Origin of the sequence: Corallococcus llansteffanensis (genome assembly GCF_003612055.1) — a bacterium.
Classification (GTDB): domain Bacteria; phylum Myxococcota; class Myxococcia; order Myxococcales; family Myxococcaceae; genus Corallococcus; species Corallococcus llansteffanensis.
In genome coordinates this window covers 41,359-59,090 of record NZ_RAWB01000004.1, presented here as the reverse complement: position 1 = coordinate 59,090, position 17,732 = coordinate 41,359, and the positions used below count along the sequence as shown (strand labels likewise).

Below are 17,732 nucleotides of genomic sequence, written 5' to 3'. Positions count from 1 at the left end.
CCTCTACGGCAGCTTCCTGGAGAACGGGGTGTGGGAAGCCTACGGTGGCGTGGGCTATGGGCGCTCCAAGGCCCGTGATCAGCTCGACGCGGGAGGCGGTGCCCTCCGGGACGTCGGCTTCACGGCTCGTGGCGTGCGCGCGTTCGTGCAGCCGAACCTGGGCTACGTCACGCCGTACTTCGAGGTGGGCGGCTCCATGCGCCTGTCCGCCGTGAAGTATGTCTCACTGGACGTGGAGGGCTACACGGAGCCGGAACGTGAGCGGGAGTTCCTCGTGGACGACCGGGTGACGGATCCCGTGTGGCTCTTCGCGGAGCCGGCGGTGACGGCGAAGGTCGGCTACAAATGGGTGAAGGCCTTCGTGCAGCACACCTGGACGCTCAAGCTGGGGGGCGACGCGCTCCCCCACGAGGACGACACCACCGTGGTGGGGCTCAGCATCGACGTGGCGAGCTGGTACCACGACTGACAGGATGGGTCAGCCAGATGCGGTCCCCCTGGGGTTTGAACCTGGAGGATTTGGGCGGAGACTGGGGACATGCGCTTTCGTCCCTTCTTGAAGATGGCCGCGGCGGGTGACGCGCGGGGACAGCCCTCGCCATCGGGGACCTGGGTCGCACTGGAGAAGCTCCACGGCGCGCAGCTCGTCATCGGGGTGCAGGATGGGCAGGTCCACTTTGGCAAGCGCAAGGCGTGGCTGGAGGACGGGGACTCCTTCTTCGGCTGGCAGTTGCTGCGTCTGTCCTTGAGCGACGCGGCCCGCGCCGTGGTCCACGCGCTGGGAAGGTCCGACGCGCGCGTCTATCTCTACGGCGAGCTGCTGGGCGGCCGGTATCCACACCCGGACGTGCCCGCGGTGCCGGGGATGATGCCGGTGCAGACGGGCATCTGGTACGCGCCGGAGCTGCGCTGGGTGCTGTTCGACGTGCTGGTGGCCCGTTCGGACGAGGACGAGGGCGTGATGCTCTCCCACCGGGAGGTGGAAGCCGCCGCGCGCGCCGCGGGGGTGCTGACCCCGCCGCTCGTGGTGCGGGGAACGCGGGCACAGATGGAGGCCGCGCCCACCCGCGCGCCCACCCGCCTTCCCTCCCTGCTGGGCCTGCCTCCCCTCCCCGACAACTGGGCCGAGGGGCTGGTCATCAAGAACGAGCAGGAGGTGGCGCCCGGCCAGCGCGTCGCCTTCAAGCGGAAGATCGAGGAGTTCAACGAGGCCCGCTTCGATGAGAGCACGGCCTGGGACGCCCAGCAGCACCTCTCGTTCGCGCAGCTGGTGGAGTGGGCCTCGCGCCTGGTGAATCCCGCCCGGATCGCCAGCGCGGTGTCGAAGTGCGGGCGCGGCAGCCGGGAGGCCGTGCTGGGTGAGGTGGAGCTGGACGTCCGGGTGGACCTGGAGTTGGCGTTTCCGCTGGCGTGTCAGTCATTGGATGCCGGGAGTGATGAGCGATTGTCCACGCACATCCGCGAGCAAGCCGGGCCCCTCGTGCAAGAGGCTTTTGCACAGACGTCCTAGCGCTCCCTGCTACTCCTTCAGGGAATCACCCCGCGAGGTGCTCGCGCGGCCGGTCAGCAAGCCCGGGTGGGCACCAAGGCCCAGGGAGCAAGGCCCAGGGAGGCGTCCAGGACCGCGCCATGCAGGACCCGGGCTTCAGGCTGGCAGCGCCAATGTACCCATTCCGCGATCTCTGAACCGCCACGGCCTCATCCGAAGCTGGAGGGGGCCGTTCCGGCGTTGCCGCCGGCAAGCGGCTTGTAGGGGAAGTAGAGGTTGCGCACGAAGCGGGTGAACAGGTGCTCCTCGTTCCACCGTTGGCGGGCCATGCCATACACGCCGGGGGCGCGCAGGTCATGGGCGGATACGCCGGTGACGAACTCCCGCTCGCTGTAGATGGCGAACACCTCGTCGACCGCCGCGCGGCTGCGGTAGGTGCGCAGCACGGTGCGGTAGATGAGTTCGCTTTCCTCCCGGGTGAAGGCCAGCCCCTGGATGGCGTGCGCCATCTCGTGGAAGACAAGGTACTGCTCCGACTCCAACTGGTCCTGCCGCAGCGCGATGCGTGCCCGGGGCCAATCCGGGTGGTCCCAGAACAGCCCCGCGGCCCTCGGTGACACCGCCTTGGGATAGCCATACTTCGCCAGGGATTGGCCGGGCGGAATCAGCTCGAGCAGGAGGGGCCGGGCGGCCTCCAGCCGGGCGATGAGCTGGAGGTTGCCGGAGAGCTGCCGCGCGATTTCCTCCTGCACCCGCTGCACCTGCGCGGCGGGGGCGCCGTACGTCTTGAACTCCAGGCGGGCCTTCACATAGGCGCGGGCCCGGGCGGGTCCCTCGGAGGGAGGGCGGCCGCCGCGCGCCTCGAAGACGTCACCTCCCGCCAGGAGGGTGAAGGCGCTCAGCGGCTGCTGGCGTCCCACCTCCGCCGCCAGCGGGGTGACGTCTGGCGTCGAGCCATCCAGGGTTTCGTAGTGCTCCGGTTGCATGACCCCATCATCGCCTGAGTCAGACCCGGGCCGCCGTCACGGTGGAACGGCGACGACGTGGCCTTCCGCGTCCACGTCGAAGTGGAGGGAGCCCCGATTTCCACCGATGACGAAGAGCGCGTAGCGCCCTCCTGGCTGGAGCGCCTGGGGGCCCTCCACCACCTCAAAGCCTCCGGGGGTCTCTCCGTAGGTGAGGGCTCGGACGCTGTTGCTGTCGCCAAACGGCGCGGCCCGCAGGTGCCAGAGCAGCCCCCCGGACCTGTCCATCACCTTGACGGTGTCGTAGCGGGGGCGGTCGGGGTGCTCGGGATCCTCCACCTCGAAGTGAGGGGCTGGAAGCCGCGCCGCGTCCGCCACCAGCATCACCTGGATGCGCGGGCGGCAGGCGCAGAGCAGCAACAGCAGCAGCAGCAGGACGGAGGCTGACAGCGGGCTGGCGAAGCGCGGCGACTTCATGGGCTAGGGGGCTCCCTTGCCGGCCCGCACCTGCGCGAGCGCATCGACCAGGACGGCCGTGTAGTCCGTGCCATTCTCGGCGATGAAGGGACGGGCTCCGGCGGGCTCGTTGAAGTAGCCCAGGCGCTGGGCTTCCGACAGGAATTGTCCCTGCTGCTCCGGATCCAGCTCGCTCCAGGTCTTGCCCGCGTCCAACGCGCCCGCGAACTCGTAGGCTGCACCAAAGTGCTGGGCCCAGAGCGCCTCGCTCATGTAGTCCGTCCCGCCGTTCTGGTGTTGCCAGACGTGCGCCGACTCGTGCACCAGGAGGTCCGACGTCATCGGCATGTCCTCCGGCGGGATGTAGATGGTGTCGCCGTGGGTGAAGGCACGTTGGGTTCCGCTGAACAGCCCGGCCTTGCCTTCCTTGATGCGCATGGCGGAGTAGTCGATGCTGTCCCCGTAGACTTGGCGGAGGGTGGCGATCTCCTCCGCGGTGGGCTTGCGGCCCAGCGGCTCCACGCCAATCAGGGTCTGCACCGCGCTGATGGTGCGTCCCCCCGACATCAACAGGACGTCGACGGGTGACTGCACGAACACCTTCACCAGTCCCAGCCCCATCTGCTTGAGGCCCTCACCGCCCTTGCCCTGGAAGAGCTTGCCCACGCCGCCAAAGAAGGTGCCAACGCCTTCCGAAAGGTTGCGCGCCTGCCCCACCAGGGTGCTCTTCACGCCTGTCAGGAGACTGCGCGTCGCGTCACCCACGCGGGGGGCCATCGTCTGCACCCCCTTCCAGACCGCCGTGGCCGCCTTGCCCACGGCCTTGGCCCCGCCGTCGACCAGCCCGCCCACGAACTCCCCTGCGTCCTTGAAGGCGTTGCCCACCGCCTTCGCCGTACCGCCGAGGAAGTTGGCGGCGCGCTTGAAGAGGCCCTTCTTGCGGAACTCGACCTCCGTGGCCTTGCCGTCAATCTGGAGCGTGCCCTTGTCGTTCTCCGCGCGGAGCTCCGACACCTGTCCGGGCGACAGCTTCTCGCCGGAGAGCACGCGGCGGAACAGCTCCCCTTCGTCACCGACCGTGTCCTGGGTGTTGAGCTTCGTGTCCAGGTGGTGGCCCGCTTCCTCCACGAAGGTGGAGGCGGCCAGGGTGGGGTCCAGCGAATCGTTGATCAGCACCGTCCCCGAAGCGGCGTCATAGGCGCCGCAGGCCCCCTCCAACGTCTCGGGAGGCACGAGCTTGACCTTGGGAAGCCAGCCGAAGTCGCCTCCCTGGGCCTTCTGCCGGAACTGTTCAGCCTGGATGGCGTTGTAGCCCTCGCCGTACACGGTCCGCATCGTGTCGTGGAACTGCTGCTTGTCCGAAGCCAGCGCGCCAAACTCCCGCCGGAACGTGGATGCCACGTCGGGCTGTTTGCGGCTGAACTCACTGTCCTGAGAGAAGCCCGCCTTGCGTGCCGTCGCACCGGACGTCTCCGCGGGGGCCGCTCCGGGACTCTTCGCCGGAGCCGGCTCGCCTGCCGCGAGCGCCTTGCGAGGCTCCGGCAGTGGCGCCTTCGATTGAATCTTCATCCGGCCAGGCCCCCTTCAACAGGATTCGAGAAAAATCAGACTTACATTGGCTCCAGGACCTGCCCCAAATCGAGGCAACCCATTGGATTGTCGCCGTGCTCCGGCGTGAGTTGCCTCCTGGCTGGGTTGAACTCGCCGCGAGGGACGCCCTGGCGTCAGGGAACGGAGGTCGCGGCGGCGCTTGGAGGGACGTGGGCTTCGACCCAGCCCACGATGTCTCCGACGACCTTCGCCGCATCGGGCTCGTGCGCGAGGTCATGGCGCTGGCCCTCGTAGATGATGAGTCGCTTGTCGGGGCTCGTGGCCTGCGCCACCAGGGCTCGGCTGCCATCGATGGAGGTGATGACGTCCTCGCCGCCATGCACCACCAGCAGTGGGAGCTTCAGGTCCTGGAACTTCCCATCCAGCGCTTCAATGCCAGCGATGAGCGCCTTGGCGGAACGCGCGGGCAGCTTCTCGTGGGTGATGAGCGGATCGGCGAGGAACTGCTCCTTCTCCGGACCGTCGTGCAGGAACATCTGACTGTCCAGGTCCTGCGCGGGCAGCCCCGGGAGGATCGTGCCGAAGATCTTCGCCAGGCGCGTGTCGAAGCCAGACACCCCCGGCGGCAGCACGATGCCCGCGCCGCTCAAGATGAGCCCGGACACCTCGGAGGCGTGCTGGAGCACGTAGTGCGTGGCGATGAGCCCGCCCATGCTGTGGCCGAAGACCATCACCGGCACGCCTGGGTGTCGCGCGCGGGCCTCCTGGACGACGCCGTCCACGTCATCCACGAGTTGCTGCATCGACTCCATGCGCTGGCGGTCACCGCCGGAATGGCCGTGGCCCCGGTGGTCCTGCGCGACGACGGCGAAGCCCTGGGCCTGAAGCGCTTGCGCGAGCCGGCCGTAGCGGTCGGAGTAGTCCCGCAGGCCGTGGATGAGGACCACCACGCCACGCACGGGCGGCTTCGGGGGCTCCCACCGGACGCTGCTCAGGCACATGCCGTCGGAGGCGGTCCGTTCGAAGCCGGGGGACGTGGAGGGCCGGGTCCGGCACGCGGTCGCGGCGGCGCAACCCTGCAACAGGACGAGCGCGGCCAGGGTGCTGAGCAAGGGGACGACGGGGAAGGGCTTGTTCATGGGGCCCAATGCACCATGCGGTGCCCAGCCCCACATCGGCCAGATGGCGGATCACACGATGCCGGCGCGCGCGGCCACCAGTGAGGCGCCCGCGCGGGTGCTCACGCCCAGCTTTTCGTAGATGTGGATGGTGTGGTGCTGCACCGTGCGGTCCGACACCCCGAGCTTCCCGGCGATCTCCTTGTTCGTCGCTCCGCCCGCCAGCAGGCGCAGCACGTCCACCTCACGAGGCGTCAGCGCGGACGTGGGGCCGGGCTCGGGGGCGCGCCGGAGCTCCTTCGTCCCGGCCAGCACCGCGACGCAATCCGCATCAAGCCGGCCCGCCTTCACCTCGACCTCCAGGACCTGCTTCGCCAGGGCCACGGCGCGCGCGGGACGGTGGGGCCGCTCCTCCTGGAGCGCGACCCAGACGTCGGCCACCGCGAGCAGTCGCGCGGCGCGGGACAGGCCCGCGGGCGCGAGGCCCCGGGGATAGCCTCCGCCATCCAGTCGCTCGTGATGCGCGCCCGCGAGCCGCGCCGCGTCCCGCAGCATGGGCGTGGCGGTGAGCAGCTGCTCGGTGGCGTGGGCATGGGCCCGGGACGTCTCCCGGTCCGAGGGGGACCAGTCGGGTTGCAGCCACAGGCCGGTGGGCAGGGTCACGTGTCCCAGGTCATGCAGGTACGCCGCGAGCTGAAGCGTGGCCTGCTCCGCCGCGTCCAGGCCCAGGCGGGGCGCGGCGCAGGCGCACGCCTCCGCCACGCGCCGTGAGTGTCCGCGGGTGAAGGGGCTCTGCAGGTCCGCGAAGTCCCCGAAGGTCGTCGCCAGCGCGGCAGCGTCGAGGGTGGGTGGCACTTCGAGCAGGCACGCTTCCGCCGCCTCGATGCGCGCCTCCGACAAGGTCTGGAGCGAGGCGATCGCGGCCAGGGCCCGCTTCGCCCACGCCGGGTCCAGCGTCGTCCCGGCTTGCAGCGCCAGGGCTTCCTGCGCCACGGCCACGCCCGAGCCGACGAAGAAGACGACGGCCACATGCGCCGCCTGCGCGACGCGACCGACTTCGAGCAGGTCCGTGCCGCCCAGCAGTCGGGGGCCGCCCGCGCCGTCCCAGCGCTCGTACACCTCATCGAGTCCCTGGAGGACCCGCGCGTCCAGCCCCAGGCCGGAGGCGAGCAGCCGCGCCGCGCCACACGCCTCCGCGAACCATTCCGAGCGCAGCCGCCGCGAGGACGTCAGCAGGCGCGCCAGTCCGGCGGCGCGGCGGGGCAGGCTGGAATTGGCGTCCAGGACCGAGCGCACGACATGTTGGGGACGGCCCGCATCCCCGCGCAGCAGGTTGCGGCGCAGGTGCACGTCGTTGCCCAGCCGCGACTCCTCGGCGGCGTAGGCGGTGCAGCCCAGGTGGCGCAGCAGGCCCACGTAGAACGCGGACCGCGCGTCAGCCCGGGACAGGCCGCCTTCCAAAGCCAGCTCCAGCGCGAACAGGCCGGTCAGCAGGCTCTTCTCCCCCTCCAGCCCATTGGCGAGGTCGAGCACGGAGGACAACGCGGACAGCGAAGCCACCGGATCCTGGCGCAGGTTCATCACGGGAGGAGCTTGGCACGGAGCAAGTGTCCGGAGCACAGCGGAACTGGGCCCGAAGCGGAGGAGAGGAAGGGTGGAAGGCCTGTTGGGGCATCACGACCGGAACAGCGCGGGCGCGTGAACCTACTGGGCCCAGAGCCCCCTCTTGCCCGCGCACACCAGCTACACCTTCGCCGAGTGGACCACGCCCACGGCCCCCTCCGAGGCCAAGGCCCTCATCGGGGGCCTGTCCATCCACCAGGTCGGCACGCCCCACCACAGCTCGATGGAGATGCGCTAGATGTTGGGCTGTATGGCCGAACACGAACACGCCTTTCCCTGGTTTCCCCTCGCGGCCACCGACGCGACGTCTGATCGAGCCACCATCACGCTTGGATTAAGGAGCGCCGACCTTCACTTCCGGGAGCAGGTCGTCCCGGGGATTGGCCGGGTTTGGTTCCTTCGCCAGCTCTGCTGGCCTGTGGCGGCGCTCGCACTGCGCCCCGACTTGCCACCGGATGGCCGCCCAGGCCGGACAGCTGCGGACATCGCCAGCGGCATTGAAGCCCTTGCGTGCAAGCTGGAGTTCATCGAAGGCGAGGGCTCTGATTCCAAACGAATCATCGGAGTGCGAGCGTTCACCCGGGATCAGGGGCAGAACGGAGCGTCCATCTGGGATTATGACTCGCTCCGGACTCGGGCCCACTATGTCCAGAATACCTACCGACAAGCCGCCGTTCGTGCACTGGGTGAACACGCGGGGTTGGGGCTTGCCAGTGGCAGCCGATACTCCTCGATGGTCCTCACCGGCCCCGGGGAGCAGTTGGCCCAGGCATATCTCTCGCAATCCGCAGGCAAGCCGCCCCTGAAGAACTGGTTGTTGCGGTGGATCGCCGGAGCCGACGGATACCGTGGACCCAGCGTGAGGCTGGCGCTCTCTCCAGAGCACGCGTCCGACGACGAGCGTGAAATCATCTGGAAGCGGCTGGCCGGAGTCGATACCCCGGGTAGTGAGAAGCGACGTGCACTCGCCAAGATCTTCCTGCAGGAGGAAACGTTCCCGGACATCGAGAAATCACTCCTCCCCGCACTGCGCGAGCAAGGCAAGAAGGAGGCCCTGCAGGCATCCGGGATCGCCCTGGCTCGGAGCTTCGGAGCGCTCTTCACCGCCGCACTGCGGGTGCTCGCCCACCTGACCAGGCTCATCGAGCAGGTGGGAGCCGTACTTCCTGCGGATGCTGCCGCGCGGAAGGAGATCCGCCGAGCCATGGAGCAGCTCAGCGAAAGTGCGCAGAAGTACCACAAGCAACACGAGAAGCTTCCAGCTGTTGGCCACGCGGACGCTCTCCGGTTCGCGCTCGGAGTCCAAGCGCGTTCTGGTGGGGAGCTGCTGTCCTGGCTCGTGTCGCTCGACGGCCAGATCCTGCAGTTGAGCGATGGAGAGCTCCACCCAGGCTCGCTCTTCCGTGTGCTCGACAACGAAGAGGACGCCACTGACCAGGACGGAACCACCGATCTGGATGCGCGCACCGACGATGGGCGAACCTTCCGCCTGGTCAACCTCTTCTCGCTTGTGAAGGATTGCGGAATGGACGCCGTGCCATGAGCCTGCGCACGACCCTGCTCGACCCCTTCAGCCCACCCTCCGGGCTCATGGGGCAGACCGCCATCCTGGTCTCCATGAGCGGAACGGAGGGATTCCTGCGGTCCGCCATGCATCGGTTCACCGGGCTAGGCCGCAATCGCCGCACCCACTCTGGCTGTCCGTTTGCCTACCTGTTCCTCGACGCCCACCCGACCACTCAACGCCAGAAGACCTATGGTCCGCTCACGATCCCGGGGCTCCACGAATTCCAGCCCAGGGTGTCCGCAGGTAAGAACCTCCTCCACGCGAAGCTGGCGCTCCTCGCCTTCGGGCCTGGGCGGCATACCCGGCCCAGCATACTGCGGCTGGCAGTCACCACCGCCAATTGGACCGAGCGCTCCGCAAGGCACCAACTGGAATTGCTGTGGATGATCGATGTCCATCTCGACAGAGACAGCGAGGAGACATCCGAGGAGGACCTCTCGGATCTGGCCGCCGCCCGGGCTTTCATCCAGACTCTCGCGGAGCGGTATCATGTTCCCCGGAGGGGGCAGAGCCGCTCATTGCTCGCCCGCCGGTATCATGACCTTCTCGACAAGGTGGACGAAGTCGCACCACGATCCACGCGCCCGCGCTTCATGGCCTCGTGGGATGAGTCGCTGCTGTCCCAGTTGCAGACCCGGCACGCTTCGCAGCCGCGGAAGAACCTGCTCATGTGCGGCTCTGGATTCTTTGAAGAACCAGCAGCCCTTGTGCATGGGCGCAAGCCCGACGTCCTGAGGCAACTCGAAACGCTGGTATCTTCGAGCGCCATGCGGGTCCTGACAGCCAATCCCAAGACCGCCGGGGCTGTTGCCCCCTGGTGGCAGGCACAGACCGAAACCGATGGCTGGCACCTCGTACTTCCCCTGGATGCGGCATCAAGAGCTTCCCGCGACTTGCACGCCAAGTTCATCTACGTGGGCTACCGACGTGAGGCGAGCTGCAGCAACGGGTGGCTCTACCTGGGCTCCGGGAATCTCAGCCGCCGAGGGCTGCTGCTGTCGGCGGCGACGCAGGGGAACATCGAGACCGGCGTCGTCCTCGACGTCCCGGGTCCGGTTGAGGACTTCCTTCTCATGTCCACGTTGTTCCTTTCCAGCGACCCTGCCCCGACGAACGAACTCTCAGAAAGAAACCCCTCTCCCGAAGAGAGCATCGACCTCGACTCTCTCATCTCCGTGCCACCGATCTTGAGAGCCTGGGCTCGTTCTGACGCGCCAGGAGGAGGCCCCCGCTTGGAACTGGCATGGCGTGATGACCTGGAGCCCGGCACCACCGTCCGCATCCGCTGGGCCTCGGGTGAGCCCGACGCGACTGACGCGTGTGTCGAACTCCAACCCAGCGCGTACCTCCCGTTCGCGACTGCGCACTTCCCAGCCACCCTGGATATCTCGAACGAACAGGGTACTGGGCCCGTGTGGACCATCCCGGTAGAGTCCGAGCTAGGCCATTACTGTCTTCCTCCCCCATCACCGCGATCTTTCGAAGAGGCCCTGGCCGCGCTGCTGGAGTTCCCAATTGATTCGGAAGGAGATGAGGACACCGACACGCCAGAAGGAAGCGACCCGATCGACCCAGAAGAGCCCTCGACAGACGGCCCGCCGCGCCGCCATATCGAAGGCTCGACCGAGCCCCGCCAATATCCCCTTCACACAGTGATGGAGTTTCTCGAGGGATTGGGAACACACCAGAGTGGGCTTCTTCTCGACCAACTGGAGGATTGGCTCTTGCATCTGGAGACACTGCTGCCGGCCACCTTCACTCCAGGACAGACATCTGGATGGAAGGGTTTGGGACTGGACCTGATGGAGACACTCCTGGCTCCGGGTTTCCGGCCCCCTGGGATGACTTCTCCGCAGGCCCGGCGCTACCGGAGCATCATCGAACACTCCGTCCAAAGCTGGGGACTCCGGGTATGAGCGTGGACTGGGACCGGGTCGCGGCCCGGCTGGAGGAGCTTGCGCGCGAACACGCCACCGGCCGGGGAAACAAGGGCCGCACGCTCCGGGAGGATCAGCGCGCCACGTTGTCCTTTGTCGCGACCCGGCTGCCCCGCCATGGATTGATTGTCGCCGATGAGGTGGGCACTGGAAAGACAACCATTGCCTGTGCGGTCATCAAGGCGGTCCTTGCCGAAGGGGGACGGGCCGCGGTCCTCGTGCCACGTGGATTGATCCACCAGTGGCGCGCCGAGTACCGGGCGCTGTTCCCGGACGCGCAGGGCCCCCGAGAACTCACCACCCTGCCTCAGTGGCTGGAGGAAGACGAGAGCCCCTCTCCCACCGATGGGCCCGAGTGGTGGCTCATCTCACACGGGTTCAGGTATCCGCGAGTGACGCACCGGAGTCATGGCAGTAAAATCGCGTTCCCCTCCTTGGTTCGCCTCTTCCTGGAGCCTCCGAACATTGTCGCCGATGGCCGCACCTCCGTTGGTCACATCTCCAACCATGCCCGGAAACATGCCAAGGACCATGCGTGGTGGCGCAACCTGTTGAGGATGGCCGAACGTGTAGCGCCCCTGGTTCATGACCGCCAGCCGCTGCTGCAGCGCCTCGAAGCACTGCCACTCCTGAAGCCTGAGAAGGACAACCGGGAACTCTGCGAGAGCCTCTGCCAAGGCAAGGAGGCGCACTCCGTCGTGAGTGAGCTACTGGGCCTCTGGCTTGGAAGATTCGATCTCATCGTAATCGACGAAGCCCACAAGAGCCGCGAGGAGACATTCGAGGACGGTGAGGAGAAATCCACCCGTAGGGCCTGGAAGCAGCTGCCCTCGTTGTTGCAGATGCTCGGACAGGGACATCGCAGCCGACGGATCTGTCTGACAGCCACGCCCATGGAGCTGGCGCCTCACGACTGGGGAGATCTGCTCGCCCGCGCACAGATCCATGCGCCGCGTGGGCCGATCCTGCGGGCCATCGACGCGCTGCACCGCTGTCTCAAAGCAGCCAAGAGCACCCCGGACCAGCCCTCTACGATCAAAGATCTCATCTCGGCGGCTGAGTGCTTCCAGCAGCAACTGGAGCCATTTGTCACCCGCCGCCGGCTGCTCGACCAGGCGCAGCTCGAGGATCTCCGCGCCCATCGCCCCGAGGCGCGGGAACTGGCACACCCTCATCGGCGGACCGAGCGCCACCTCGTTCCGCTGAAAAGACTGGCCGCCGGGCAGAGCGATGCGTGGCGTCCGATGCTGACTGCGCTGGAGGGCTATTCTCATGCGGCACGGGGTTTGGATGAGTCCATTGTCGGTACCCGAGCCAAGGTGCTCTACACCAAGCTTGCAAACGGGCTGGTGAGTGCCGACGAGCTCGAGGACGATGACTGGCTTCAGAGCACTCCGTCGCCCGTGGACCCAAGGACTGCGGCAAAACTGGAGCGTCTTGCGTACTGGCGCAAGAAGTTCCGGGACTCCCGGCAGGAACTCAATAGGAGCGCCCTGGAATCTGGAATCACCGGCTACCATCCCGACTCGGAGCACCCGCGGATCCTGAGCGTCGTAGAAGCCATCGAGGCCTGGACGGGGCTCAAGGAGTCCGAGAAGGTGCTCGTGTTCGGAGTCTTCACCTTGCCCATGCGGCGGCTCCGCGATGTCCTCAACGCCAGACACTGCGTCCGGAGCCTCGACGGCGGTGCGCCCATCGCTTTCTCTCTCCATGAAGATGAGCCCCTGCTCGCAGTGGCCTTCCGAAACATGGAGAGCATGCAGCGCGAGAAGAGTCTGACGGGGAGGCTTGCAGGGAAGACATGGACCCTGGCGGAGTTCAAACGTTTGGCGCTTGAGGCACACAGTCGGTACCGGAAGATTCGCGACGACATCTCCAGGCACGTCCGCAAGCACACCGACGCACTGGTGCAGGAACGATTCGCAATGCTGGGCGCGAATGATCGCGAGCGCCTGCGCGAGATCATCCGTACGCTACTTCTGGACGATTGGCTGGTAGGGGGTCGTTCTGATCCCCCTTCGGAGGAACTGCTGGGCACGCTGATCACCCGTATCTGGCACGACCATGTAGAGCCGGCCATTGCGACCGACTCCGACGTCGAGGAAGGCGAGCATGACGAAAGCAAATACAAGCAATTCGTCGAATGGATCGACCTCGAGTGGAACGAAGTACAGGGCCGGCAAACCGGCTTCTGCCGATTGATGAATGGCGATACGAAATGGCCGACGCGGCGCTCGTTGCAGGCTGGCTTCAACCGGCAAAGCGGTTGCCCGCAGGTCCTGATCGCACAGAGCCAGGTCGGGCGCGAAGGGTTGAACCTGCATTTGGCCTGCAGGGTCGTCGTGCAGTTCCACGCGGAGTGGAACCCCGCGAGCCTCGAGCAGCAGGTCGGCCGTGTGGATCGGCTCAACAGTCGCTGGTGGCACATGTACGACCAATGGAAGCGGAGCGCGATGAGTGGCCCCATGCCGCTCATTGAGGTTCGACAGGTCATGCTCGAAGGGACCTACGACGCATTCCAGTGGGATCTCGTACGACAACGGCAGCACACCTTCGATGCAACACTCTTCGGAAGCTTGCTCCCCGCCACATCCTGGCAGTCAGTTCCCGAATCGTTACGAGCGGAGTTGCGAGCGGCAGCCCCCAACTTCGACCCGCGCCGCCCCCGCGAGTCCTGACAGCTTCAACGCTTCGCCAGCTACAATCCGGGCGTGGTCAGAACGGATGGTGCCCGCGGGAGAAGGACGCCCCTGCCACGCCGCCTTTCCCCTTCGAGAGTCGGGAGGCGCGGAAGGTGCCCTCTGTCTACTGAACCTTCCGCAGGCGGTCTCCCCCCACCGCTTCGAGGGTGCGCTCGCCACAGGCTCGTTTTCAGCCTGCGGCGAGCGGTTGCCCTACCCTGCTGAAGCCTGCTGTCAGTAGTTGCCGGAGATGACCTTGGGCAGCATCTTGCGCAGGTCGGGCAGCGGGCCAATCTGCCGGGTGTCCGCAGCCTGGGCGGTGCCGTTGTTACGCAGCAGGCCGCGCATCTGCACGGACGTCAGGAGCCGGCCATTGGCGCGCGCCACCCCCTGTGCGCTGGCGGCCGCGCCCGTGACGATGGGCGAGGCGCTGGAGGTTCCGCTGAAGGTGGCCGTGTAGTACTGGTTGACGCCATAGGTGGAGCCGAACAGGTCGCCGTAGCCCATCGAGGCCACGCGCTCACCCCAACCGTGGACGTCCACGCGGCCGCCGAAGTTGGTCCAGCACATGGGCGCGCGCGTGGTGGCCGTGCTCGCGCCGACGATGATGGCGCCCGAGTCGCGCGTGGCGCGGTTGAAGAGCCCCGCGTAGGCAGCGGCATCCAGGTTGGCGCTGCCGTTGCCGGCCGCCTCCACGACGATGACGCCGTTGGCGGTGGCGTTGCGGATGATGTCGTATTCGGCTTGCCAGTACTCCACGGCGATGTAGTGGCACTGGCTGGTGTTGCACGTGCACGCCGTGCCGTCATTGGGGCCCAGGCGGTGGACCTCGACGAGCACGATGCCTCCCGGGCCCGCTGCGGTGACGGCCTTGGAGAGGGCACTCGTCAGGCCCTGCGGAGTATGGGATTCAACGCCCATCTGGGCCCCGTAGGCGATGCCCTTCATTCCGTAGGCGTTGTTCGCCGCCACCAGCTCTCCGAGCACGGCGGTGCCGTGGTCGCTGACGGTCCCCGCAGCGCCCACATAGAAGAGGGTCGGCATGTCCTCGTGCGACCGGTTCCAGCCCGTCTCCACGTCCACGATGCGCACGTTCGTGCCGGTGCCGCCGGCCACCGTCCACGCGTAGTTCGCATCGATGCCGCCCGGGGCCACGTTGAGGTAGCCCTGGTTGGCCGTGTACAGCGGCGTGGTGGGCGGGAGGTCGGCGGCGGCCAGCACGCCCCGCAGCGCCGCGTCCAGGCCCGTGTTCACCGCGGCATCCTCGACAGGAGGTTCGGCGTAGGCCACCTCCACGGTGTCCAGCGCGTTGAGCGCGGCGACGACGTCCGCCACTCGCTCGGAAGTGGTGCCCGGCAGCAGCGGCACCTGGAAGTACAGGTTGAGGTCCGCCAGTTGCTCACCGCTCAGCGCCTCACCGGAGGTCTTGCGCGCCTCCAGCGCGGCCTCGTCTTCCTGGAGCAACCGCTGCGGGCCCCGGGTCCGCGGCGCGCGGTCCAGCAGGGCCTCCACGGAGCGCAGGTCCTCCGTGAGCCGGGCTTCGGACATCCCGCGGCCGAAGAACAGGCTGCGTTCAGAAGAGGAGCGCTCGGAGACGAGGGCCACCAGGGCATTGTCACGCAGGCGAACGCGGCTGCCCTCGTGGAACTTCACCACCAGGCGCTCCACGGGAGTGCCGGCGGCCAGCTCGTGCCCGGTGTGCTTCACCACGGCGGCGCGCGGTGCCAGGGCCCGTGGAGTCGCTCCGGCGGCGGGGGCCAGGGCCACCAGGGCCAGGCCCGCCAGCGCGCCACGCAGCGGGCGCAGGGAGGGAGAAGAGGTCTTCGGCATGGGATTGCTCCAGTTCGAGTGACGAGGGACGTGAGCAGGGCCCGCGAGGACACTCCATTCCCCATGGAACCGATTCACGGGGATGTCATATAATACAGTTCTGACATGGAGTCCGGTTGCTGGGAGGGCAGGACCCACGGCCTCGACGATGCCTGCCGCGTCCATGCCTGTCGTGGCTCAGGACTGCTCGCAGGGGGCGTCTTTATCTGCTGTCGGGGGCAGGACGGCCTTGCTCCGCGGTGGGCGGCGCCGCGGTCGATTCTGAGCCGGTGAAGAAGTCGATCAGCCCGTACGGAGCGTTGTCGCCGAAGCAGTGCCGGAGGAGGCTCGCGGCCTCGACGGCCTCGTTCGCGCTCCGGACGAACATGGGTTCCTCGTACCCGGCGAGCGCGGCTTCGAGGTCGCCTCGGTGCGCGGCAATGGCCTTGCCGAGCTCGGCGCCGTCGTACATCGCGAGGTTGGCGCCCTCACCGGACGGCGGCATCAGATGCGCGGCGTCGCCGAGAAGCGTCACACCGGGCACGCGCTCCCACCGATGTCCCGCCGGGAGCGCATGGAGCTTTCGGGGGACGAGGTCTGTCTCGCCGTCGGTGATCAGCGCGGTGAGCGCTGGCGCCCAGCCGTCGAACTCCGCCACGACTCGAGCCTTCGCCTCCTTCGGGTTGGCGAAGTCGATGCCCGCGATCCACTCCTGCGGCCTGGTGAGCGCGACGTAGGTGTGCAGGACGCCGTTGGTTTCGCGGTGGGCTTGGATGCCCTTGCCGGGCGCGAGGGCCAGCATGGCCCCGCCTCCGACTGCCTTTGCGCTGGCCGCGTGGCGCGCGTCGGCGTTGAACAGGTAGGTCTCGATGAACGAGATGCCGACGTACTCGGGCTTCGCGTCGGACAGCAGCGGCCGGATCCTCGACCAGGCGCCGTCCGCGCCGACCAGGAGGCTCGTCGTGACAGTCGACCCGTCCGCGAAGGTCAGCGCATGACGCCCGTCGCCGAGCGGGTGGACCTGGGTGACCTTGCGGCCCCACTGGACGGTTCCATCGGGCAGCGAGTCGAGCAGGATGCGCCGCAGCTCACCGCGATGCACCTCGGGGCGACCGCCATTGCCGTCGTCGGGCTCGTCGAAAAGGACCGTGCCGTGCGGGTCGAGCACCCGCGTGGCCTCGCCGCCTTCATGGATGATCCGGCGGAACTCGTCGAACAGTCCGGCCGCCTTCAGCGCGAGCTGTCCGTTGTGGTCATGGATGTCGAGCATTCCGCCCTGCGTGCGCGCCTCCGCGGACGCATCGGCTTCGTAGACGGTGGCGGCGATGCCGTGGACGTGCAGGACGCGAGCGAGCGTCAGCCCACCGAGGCCGGCGCCAATGATCGTGATCGGAGCCATCGTGCTTCCTTTCGAGTGGGAGGCCGCTCGGCGACGCCGCTGGCGGACTCTGGAACGGCGTTCCAGAGACCATATTGGAACGCTGTTCCAGAACTGTCAAGATGGAGCCATGGCAAAGGCAACGCGCGGGTCGGAACGACGTGAGGAGGCGCTTTCACGCGAGCGGATCGTCGACGCGGCGATCGAGCTGCTCGACGACGAGGGCGAGAACGGGTTGACCTTCCGCGCGCTTGCCACGCGGCTGGCGACTGGACCCGGCGCGATCTATTGGCACATCGCGAACAAGAGCGAGCTGCTCGTCGCCGCCAGTGACGCCGTCGTGGCCCGCGCGTTGGGCGAAGTCCTCGCCTTCGCCAAGCCGCACGAAGAGATCCGCAGGATCGCCGTCGTCGTGTTCGAGGCGATCGATGCGCATCCGTGGGTGGGCGCGCAGCTCTCTGTCGCTCCCTGGCGGACCGCGATGCTGCAGATCTTCGAGCGCATCGGGCGCCAGGTCCAGGCGCTGGGGGTTCCAGGCGGCGCCCGGTTCACGGCGGCGTCGGCGCTGGTGAGCTACATCATCGGCGTGAGCGTCCAGAATGCCGCGAACGGCCGCCTGCTCGATCCGCCCGTGGACCGCGCTGACTTTCTCGAGACGGTGTCGGCCCAGTGGAAGGAGCTCGACGCCCAGGAGTATCCGTTCACCCGGAACGTCGCGGCCCAACTGCGCGAGCACGACGACCGCGCCGAGTTCCTCGCCGGCATCGACCTCATCCTCACCGGGATCACGGCTTCGCGGTAGCCAGCCCTCAAGGCAATGACGATGGGGTGCACGTGCAGTCCTCCGCCCCGCACCCACCCCGCCTGGCGCGGTTGTGCGTGGGCTCAGCGTGCGCTGGTTTCGCGGCGAACCTCGTAGCCCGCCTCACGCAGCCGCCGGATGAAGTCGTCCGCACTGGTTGAGGCGCGCAGCAGGGTTCCAAGCTGGTGCTCGTGCCGCGCATCCAGCGCGCGGGCGTTGAGGAAGGGGTGTGTCAGCGGCTTCATTCCTGGAGCAGGGCGGGCCGTGCTCTGGATGATGCCGGGCTCCGAGGTGAAGGTGAGGACGGTGGCGCCGTCGCGGGTGACGTCATAGCGCGGGGTCATGGCGAGGTCGGG

At 67.6% G+C, this 17,732-nt stretch carries 15 protein-coding genes; 7 read left to right on the top strand and 8 right to left on the bottom strand.

Going from position 1 to position 17,732, the window contains the following annotated elements; all coding sequences use genetic code 11:
- Nucleotides 1–469: hypothetical protein (locus tag D7V93_RS00905; protein ID WP_208722884.1), on the top strand; the 469-nt coding region annotated here is incomplete at its 5' end.
- A gap of 69 nt (nucleotides 470–538) precedes the next feature.
- Nucleotides 539–1,510 carry an RNA ligase family protein gene (locus D7V93_RS00900; RefSeq protein ID WP_120641505.1) on the top strand — a complete coding sequence of 324 codons (972 nt, stop codon included), beginning with the start codon at nucleotides 539–541 and terminating at the stop codon, nucleotides 1,508–1,510.
- A 188-nt stretch (nucleotides 1,511–1,698) separates the two neighbouring features.
- Here D7V93_RS00900 and D7V93_RS00895 read toward each other — a convergent pair whose 3' ends face one another.
- From D7V93_RS00895 to D7V93_RS00875, 5 genes are all read right to left on the bottom strand, one after another.
- Entirely contained in the window at nucleotides 1,699–2,475 is a 777-nt protein-coding gene (locus tag D7V93_RS00895) for a hypothetical protein (RefSeq protein WP_120641504.1), read from the bottom strand.
- A gap of 36 nt (nucleotides 2,476–2,511) precedes the next feature.
- A complete protein-coding gene (locus D7V93_RS00890; protein ID WP_120641503.1) occupies nucleotides 2,512–2,931 on the bottom strand; it encodes a hypothetical protein in 420 nt (139 codons plus the stop codon).
- A 3-nt stretch (nucleotides 2,932–2,934) separates the two neighbouring features.
- Nucleotides 2,935–4,479 carry a hypothetical protein gene (locus tag D7V93_RS00885; protein WP_120641502.1) on the bottom strand — a complete coding sequence of 515 codons (1,545 nt, stop codon included), beginning with the start codon at nucleotides 4,477–4,479 and terminating at the stop codon, nucleotides 2,935–2,937.
- Nucleotides 4,480–4,634: 155 nt separating this feature from the next.
- Nucleotides 4,635–5,600, bottom strand: a complete 966-nt coding sequence (locus tag D7V93_RS00880) for an alpha/beta hydrolase (RefSeq protein WP_120641501.1) — start codon at nucleotides 5,598–5,600, stop codon at nucleotides 4,635–4,637.
- A 51-nt stretch (nucleotides 5,601–5,651) separates the two neighbouring features.
- Nucleotides 5,652–7,160 (bottom strand): HD domain-containing phosphohydrolase, encoded by a 1,509-nt coding sequence (locus D7V93_RS00875; RefSeq protein ID WP_120641500.1) that lies wholly within the window; start codon nucleotides 7,158–7,160, stop codon nucleotides 5,652–5,654.
- Between the two features lie 145 nt (nucleotides 7,161–7,305).
- On the opposite strand from D7V93_RS00875, the gene D7V93_RS47240 reads away from it, so the two are divergent.
- From D7V93_RS47240 to D7V93_RS00865, 4 genes are read left to right on the top strand one after another with little or no spacing between them, the layout of a single operon-like run.
- Complete coding sequence (locus D7V93_RS47240) at nucleotides 7,306–7,440, top strand: hypothetical protein (protein WP_279636839.1); 135 nt, start codon at nucleotides 7,306–7,308, stop codon at nucleotides 7,438–7,440.
- Nucleotides 7,441–7,452: 12 nt separating this feature from the next.
- Nucleotides 7,453–8,745 (top strand): hypothetical protein, encoded by a 1,293-nt coding sequence (locus D7V93_RS00870; protein WP_147450986.1) that lies wholly within the window; start codon nucleotides 7,453–7,455, stop codon nucleotides 8,743–8,745.
- Nucleotides 8,742–10,685, top strand: coding sequence for a phospholipase D-like domain-containing protein (locus D7V93_RS46360; RefSeq protein ID WP_244237042.1), 1,944 nt, complete (start codon nucleotides 8,742–8,744; stop codon nucleotides 10,683–10,685). Before D7V93_RS00870 ends, D7V93_RS46360 begins: the two co-directional genes overlap by 4 nt.
- A complete protein-coding gene (locus tag D7V93_RS00865) occupies nucleotides 10,682–13,384 on the top strand; it encodes a DEAD/DEAH box helicase family protein (protein WP_244237041.1) in 2,703 nt (900 codons plus the stop codon). Before D7V93_RS46360 ends, D7V93_RS00865 begins: the two co-directional genes overlap by 4 nt.
- Before the next feature lie 237 nt (nucleotides 13,385–13,621).
- On the opposite strand, the gene D7V93_RS00860 is transcribed toward D7V93_RS00865, so the two are convergent.
- Together D7V93_RS00860 and D7V93_RS00855 are read right to left on the bottom strand one after the other, a co-directional pair.
- A complete protein-coding gene (locus D7V93_RS00860) occupies nucleotides 13,622–15,217 on the bottom strand; it encodes a S8 family peptidase (protein WP_120641497.1) in 1,596 nt (531 codons plus the stop codon).
- Nucleotides 15,218–15,419: 202 nt separating this feature from the next.
- Entirely contained in the window at nucleotides 15,420–16,595 is a 1,176-nt protein-coding gene (locus tag D7V93_RS00855; protein WP_120641496.1) for an FAD-dependent oxidoreductase, read from the bottom strand.
- Nucleotides 16,596–16,704: 109 nt separating this feature from the next.
- Here D7V93_RS00855 and D7V93_RS00850 point away from each other — a divergent pair, with 109 nt between their 5' ends.
- Nucleotides 16,705–17,376, top strand: a complete 672-nt coding sequence (locus D7V93_RS00850; protein ID WP_120641495.1) for a TetR/AcrR family transcriptional regulator — start codon at nucleotides 16,705–16,707, stop codon at nucleotides 17,374–17,376.
- Between the two features lie 83 nt (nucleotides 17,377–17,459).
- Here D7V93_RS00850 and D7V93_RS00845 read toward each other — a convergent pair whose 3' ends face one another.
- The gene (locus D7V93_RS00845; protein ID WP_120641494.1) at nucleotides 17,460–17,720 is read right to left on the bottom strand and encodes a hypothetical protein; all 261 of its coding nucleotides are present in this window, start codon (nucleotides 17,718–17,720) and stop codon (nucleotides 17,460–17,462) included.
- Nucleotides 17,721–17,732 lie beyond the last annotated feature (12 nt).

Excerpts from the sequence above, each read along its gene's own strand:
- D7V93_RS00845 (WP_120641494.1), bottom strand. The coding sequence starts at position 17,720 with ATGACCCCGCGCTATGACGTCACCCGCGACGGCGCCACCGTCCTCACC.
- D7V93_RS00890 (WP_120641503.1), bottom strand. The coding sequence starts at position 2,931 with ATGAAGTCGCCGCGCTTCGCCAGCCCGCTGTCAGCCTCCGTCCTGCTG.
- D7V93_RS00885 (WP_120641502.1), bottom strand. The coding sequence starts at position 4,479 with ATGAAGATTCAATCGAAGGCGCCACTGCCGGAGCCTCGCAAGGCGCTC.
- D7V93_RS00895 (WP_120641504.1), bottom strand. The coding sequence starts at position 2,475 with ATGCAACCGGAGCACTACGAAACCCTGGATGGCTCGACGCCAGACGTC.
- D7V93_RS00865 (WP_244237041.1), top strand. The coding sequence starts at position 10,682 with ATGAGCGTGGACTGGGACCGGGTCGCGGCCCGGCTGGAGGAGCTTGCG.
- D7V93_RS00900 (WP_120641505.1), top strand. The coding sequence starts at position 539 with ATGCGCTTTCGTCCCTTCTTGAAGATGGCCGCGGCGGGTGACGCGCGG.
- D7V93_RS00850 (WP_120641495.1), top strand. The coding sequence starts at position 16,705 with ATGGCAAAGGCAACGCGCGGGTCGGAACGACGTGAGGAGGCGCTTTCA.
- D7V93_RS00855 (WP_120641496.1), bottom strand. The coding sequence starts at position 16,595 with ATGGCTCCGATCACGATCATTGGCGCCGGCCTCGGTGGGCTGACGCTC.
- D7V93_RS00870 (WP_147450986.1), top strand. The coding sequence starts at position 7,453 with ATGGCCGAACACGAACACGCCTTTCCCTGGTTTCCCCTCGCGGCCACC.
- D7V93_RS00880 (WP_120641501.1), bottom strand. The coding sequence starts at position 5,600 with ATGAACAAGCCCTTCCCCGTCGTCCCCTTGCTCAGCACCCTGGCCGCG.
- D7V93_RS00875 (WP_120641500.1), bottom strand. The coding sequence starts at position 7,160 with ATGAACCTGCGCCAGGATCCGGTGGCTTCGCTGTCCGCGTTGTCCTCC.
- D7V93_RS00860 (WP_120641497.1), bottom strand. The coding sequence starts at position 15,217 with ATGCCGAAGACCTCTTCTCCCTCCCTGCGCCCGCTGCGTGGCGCGCTG.
- D7V93_RS46360 (WP_244237042.1), top strand. The coding sequence starts at position 8,742 with ATGAGCCTGCGCACGACCCTGCTCGACCCCTTCAGCCCACCCTCCGGG.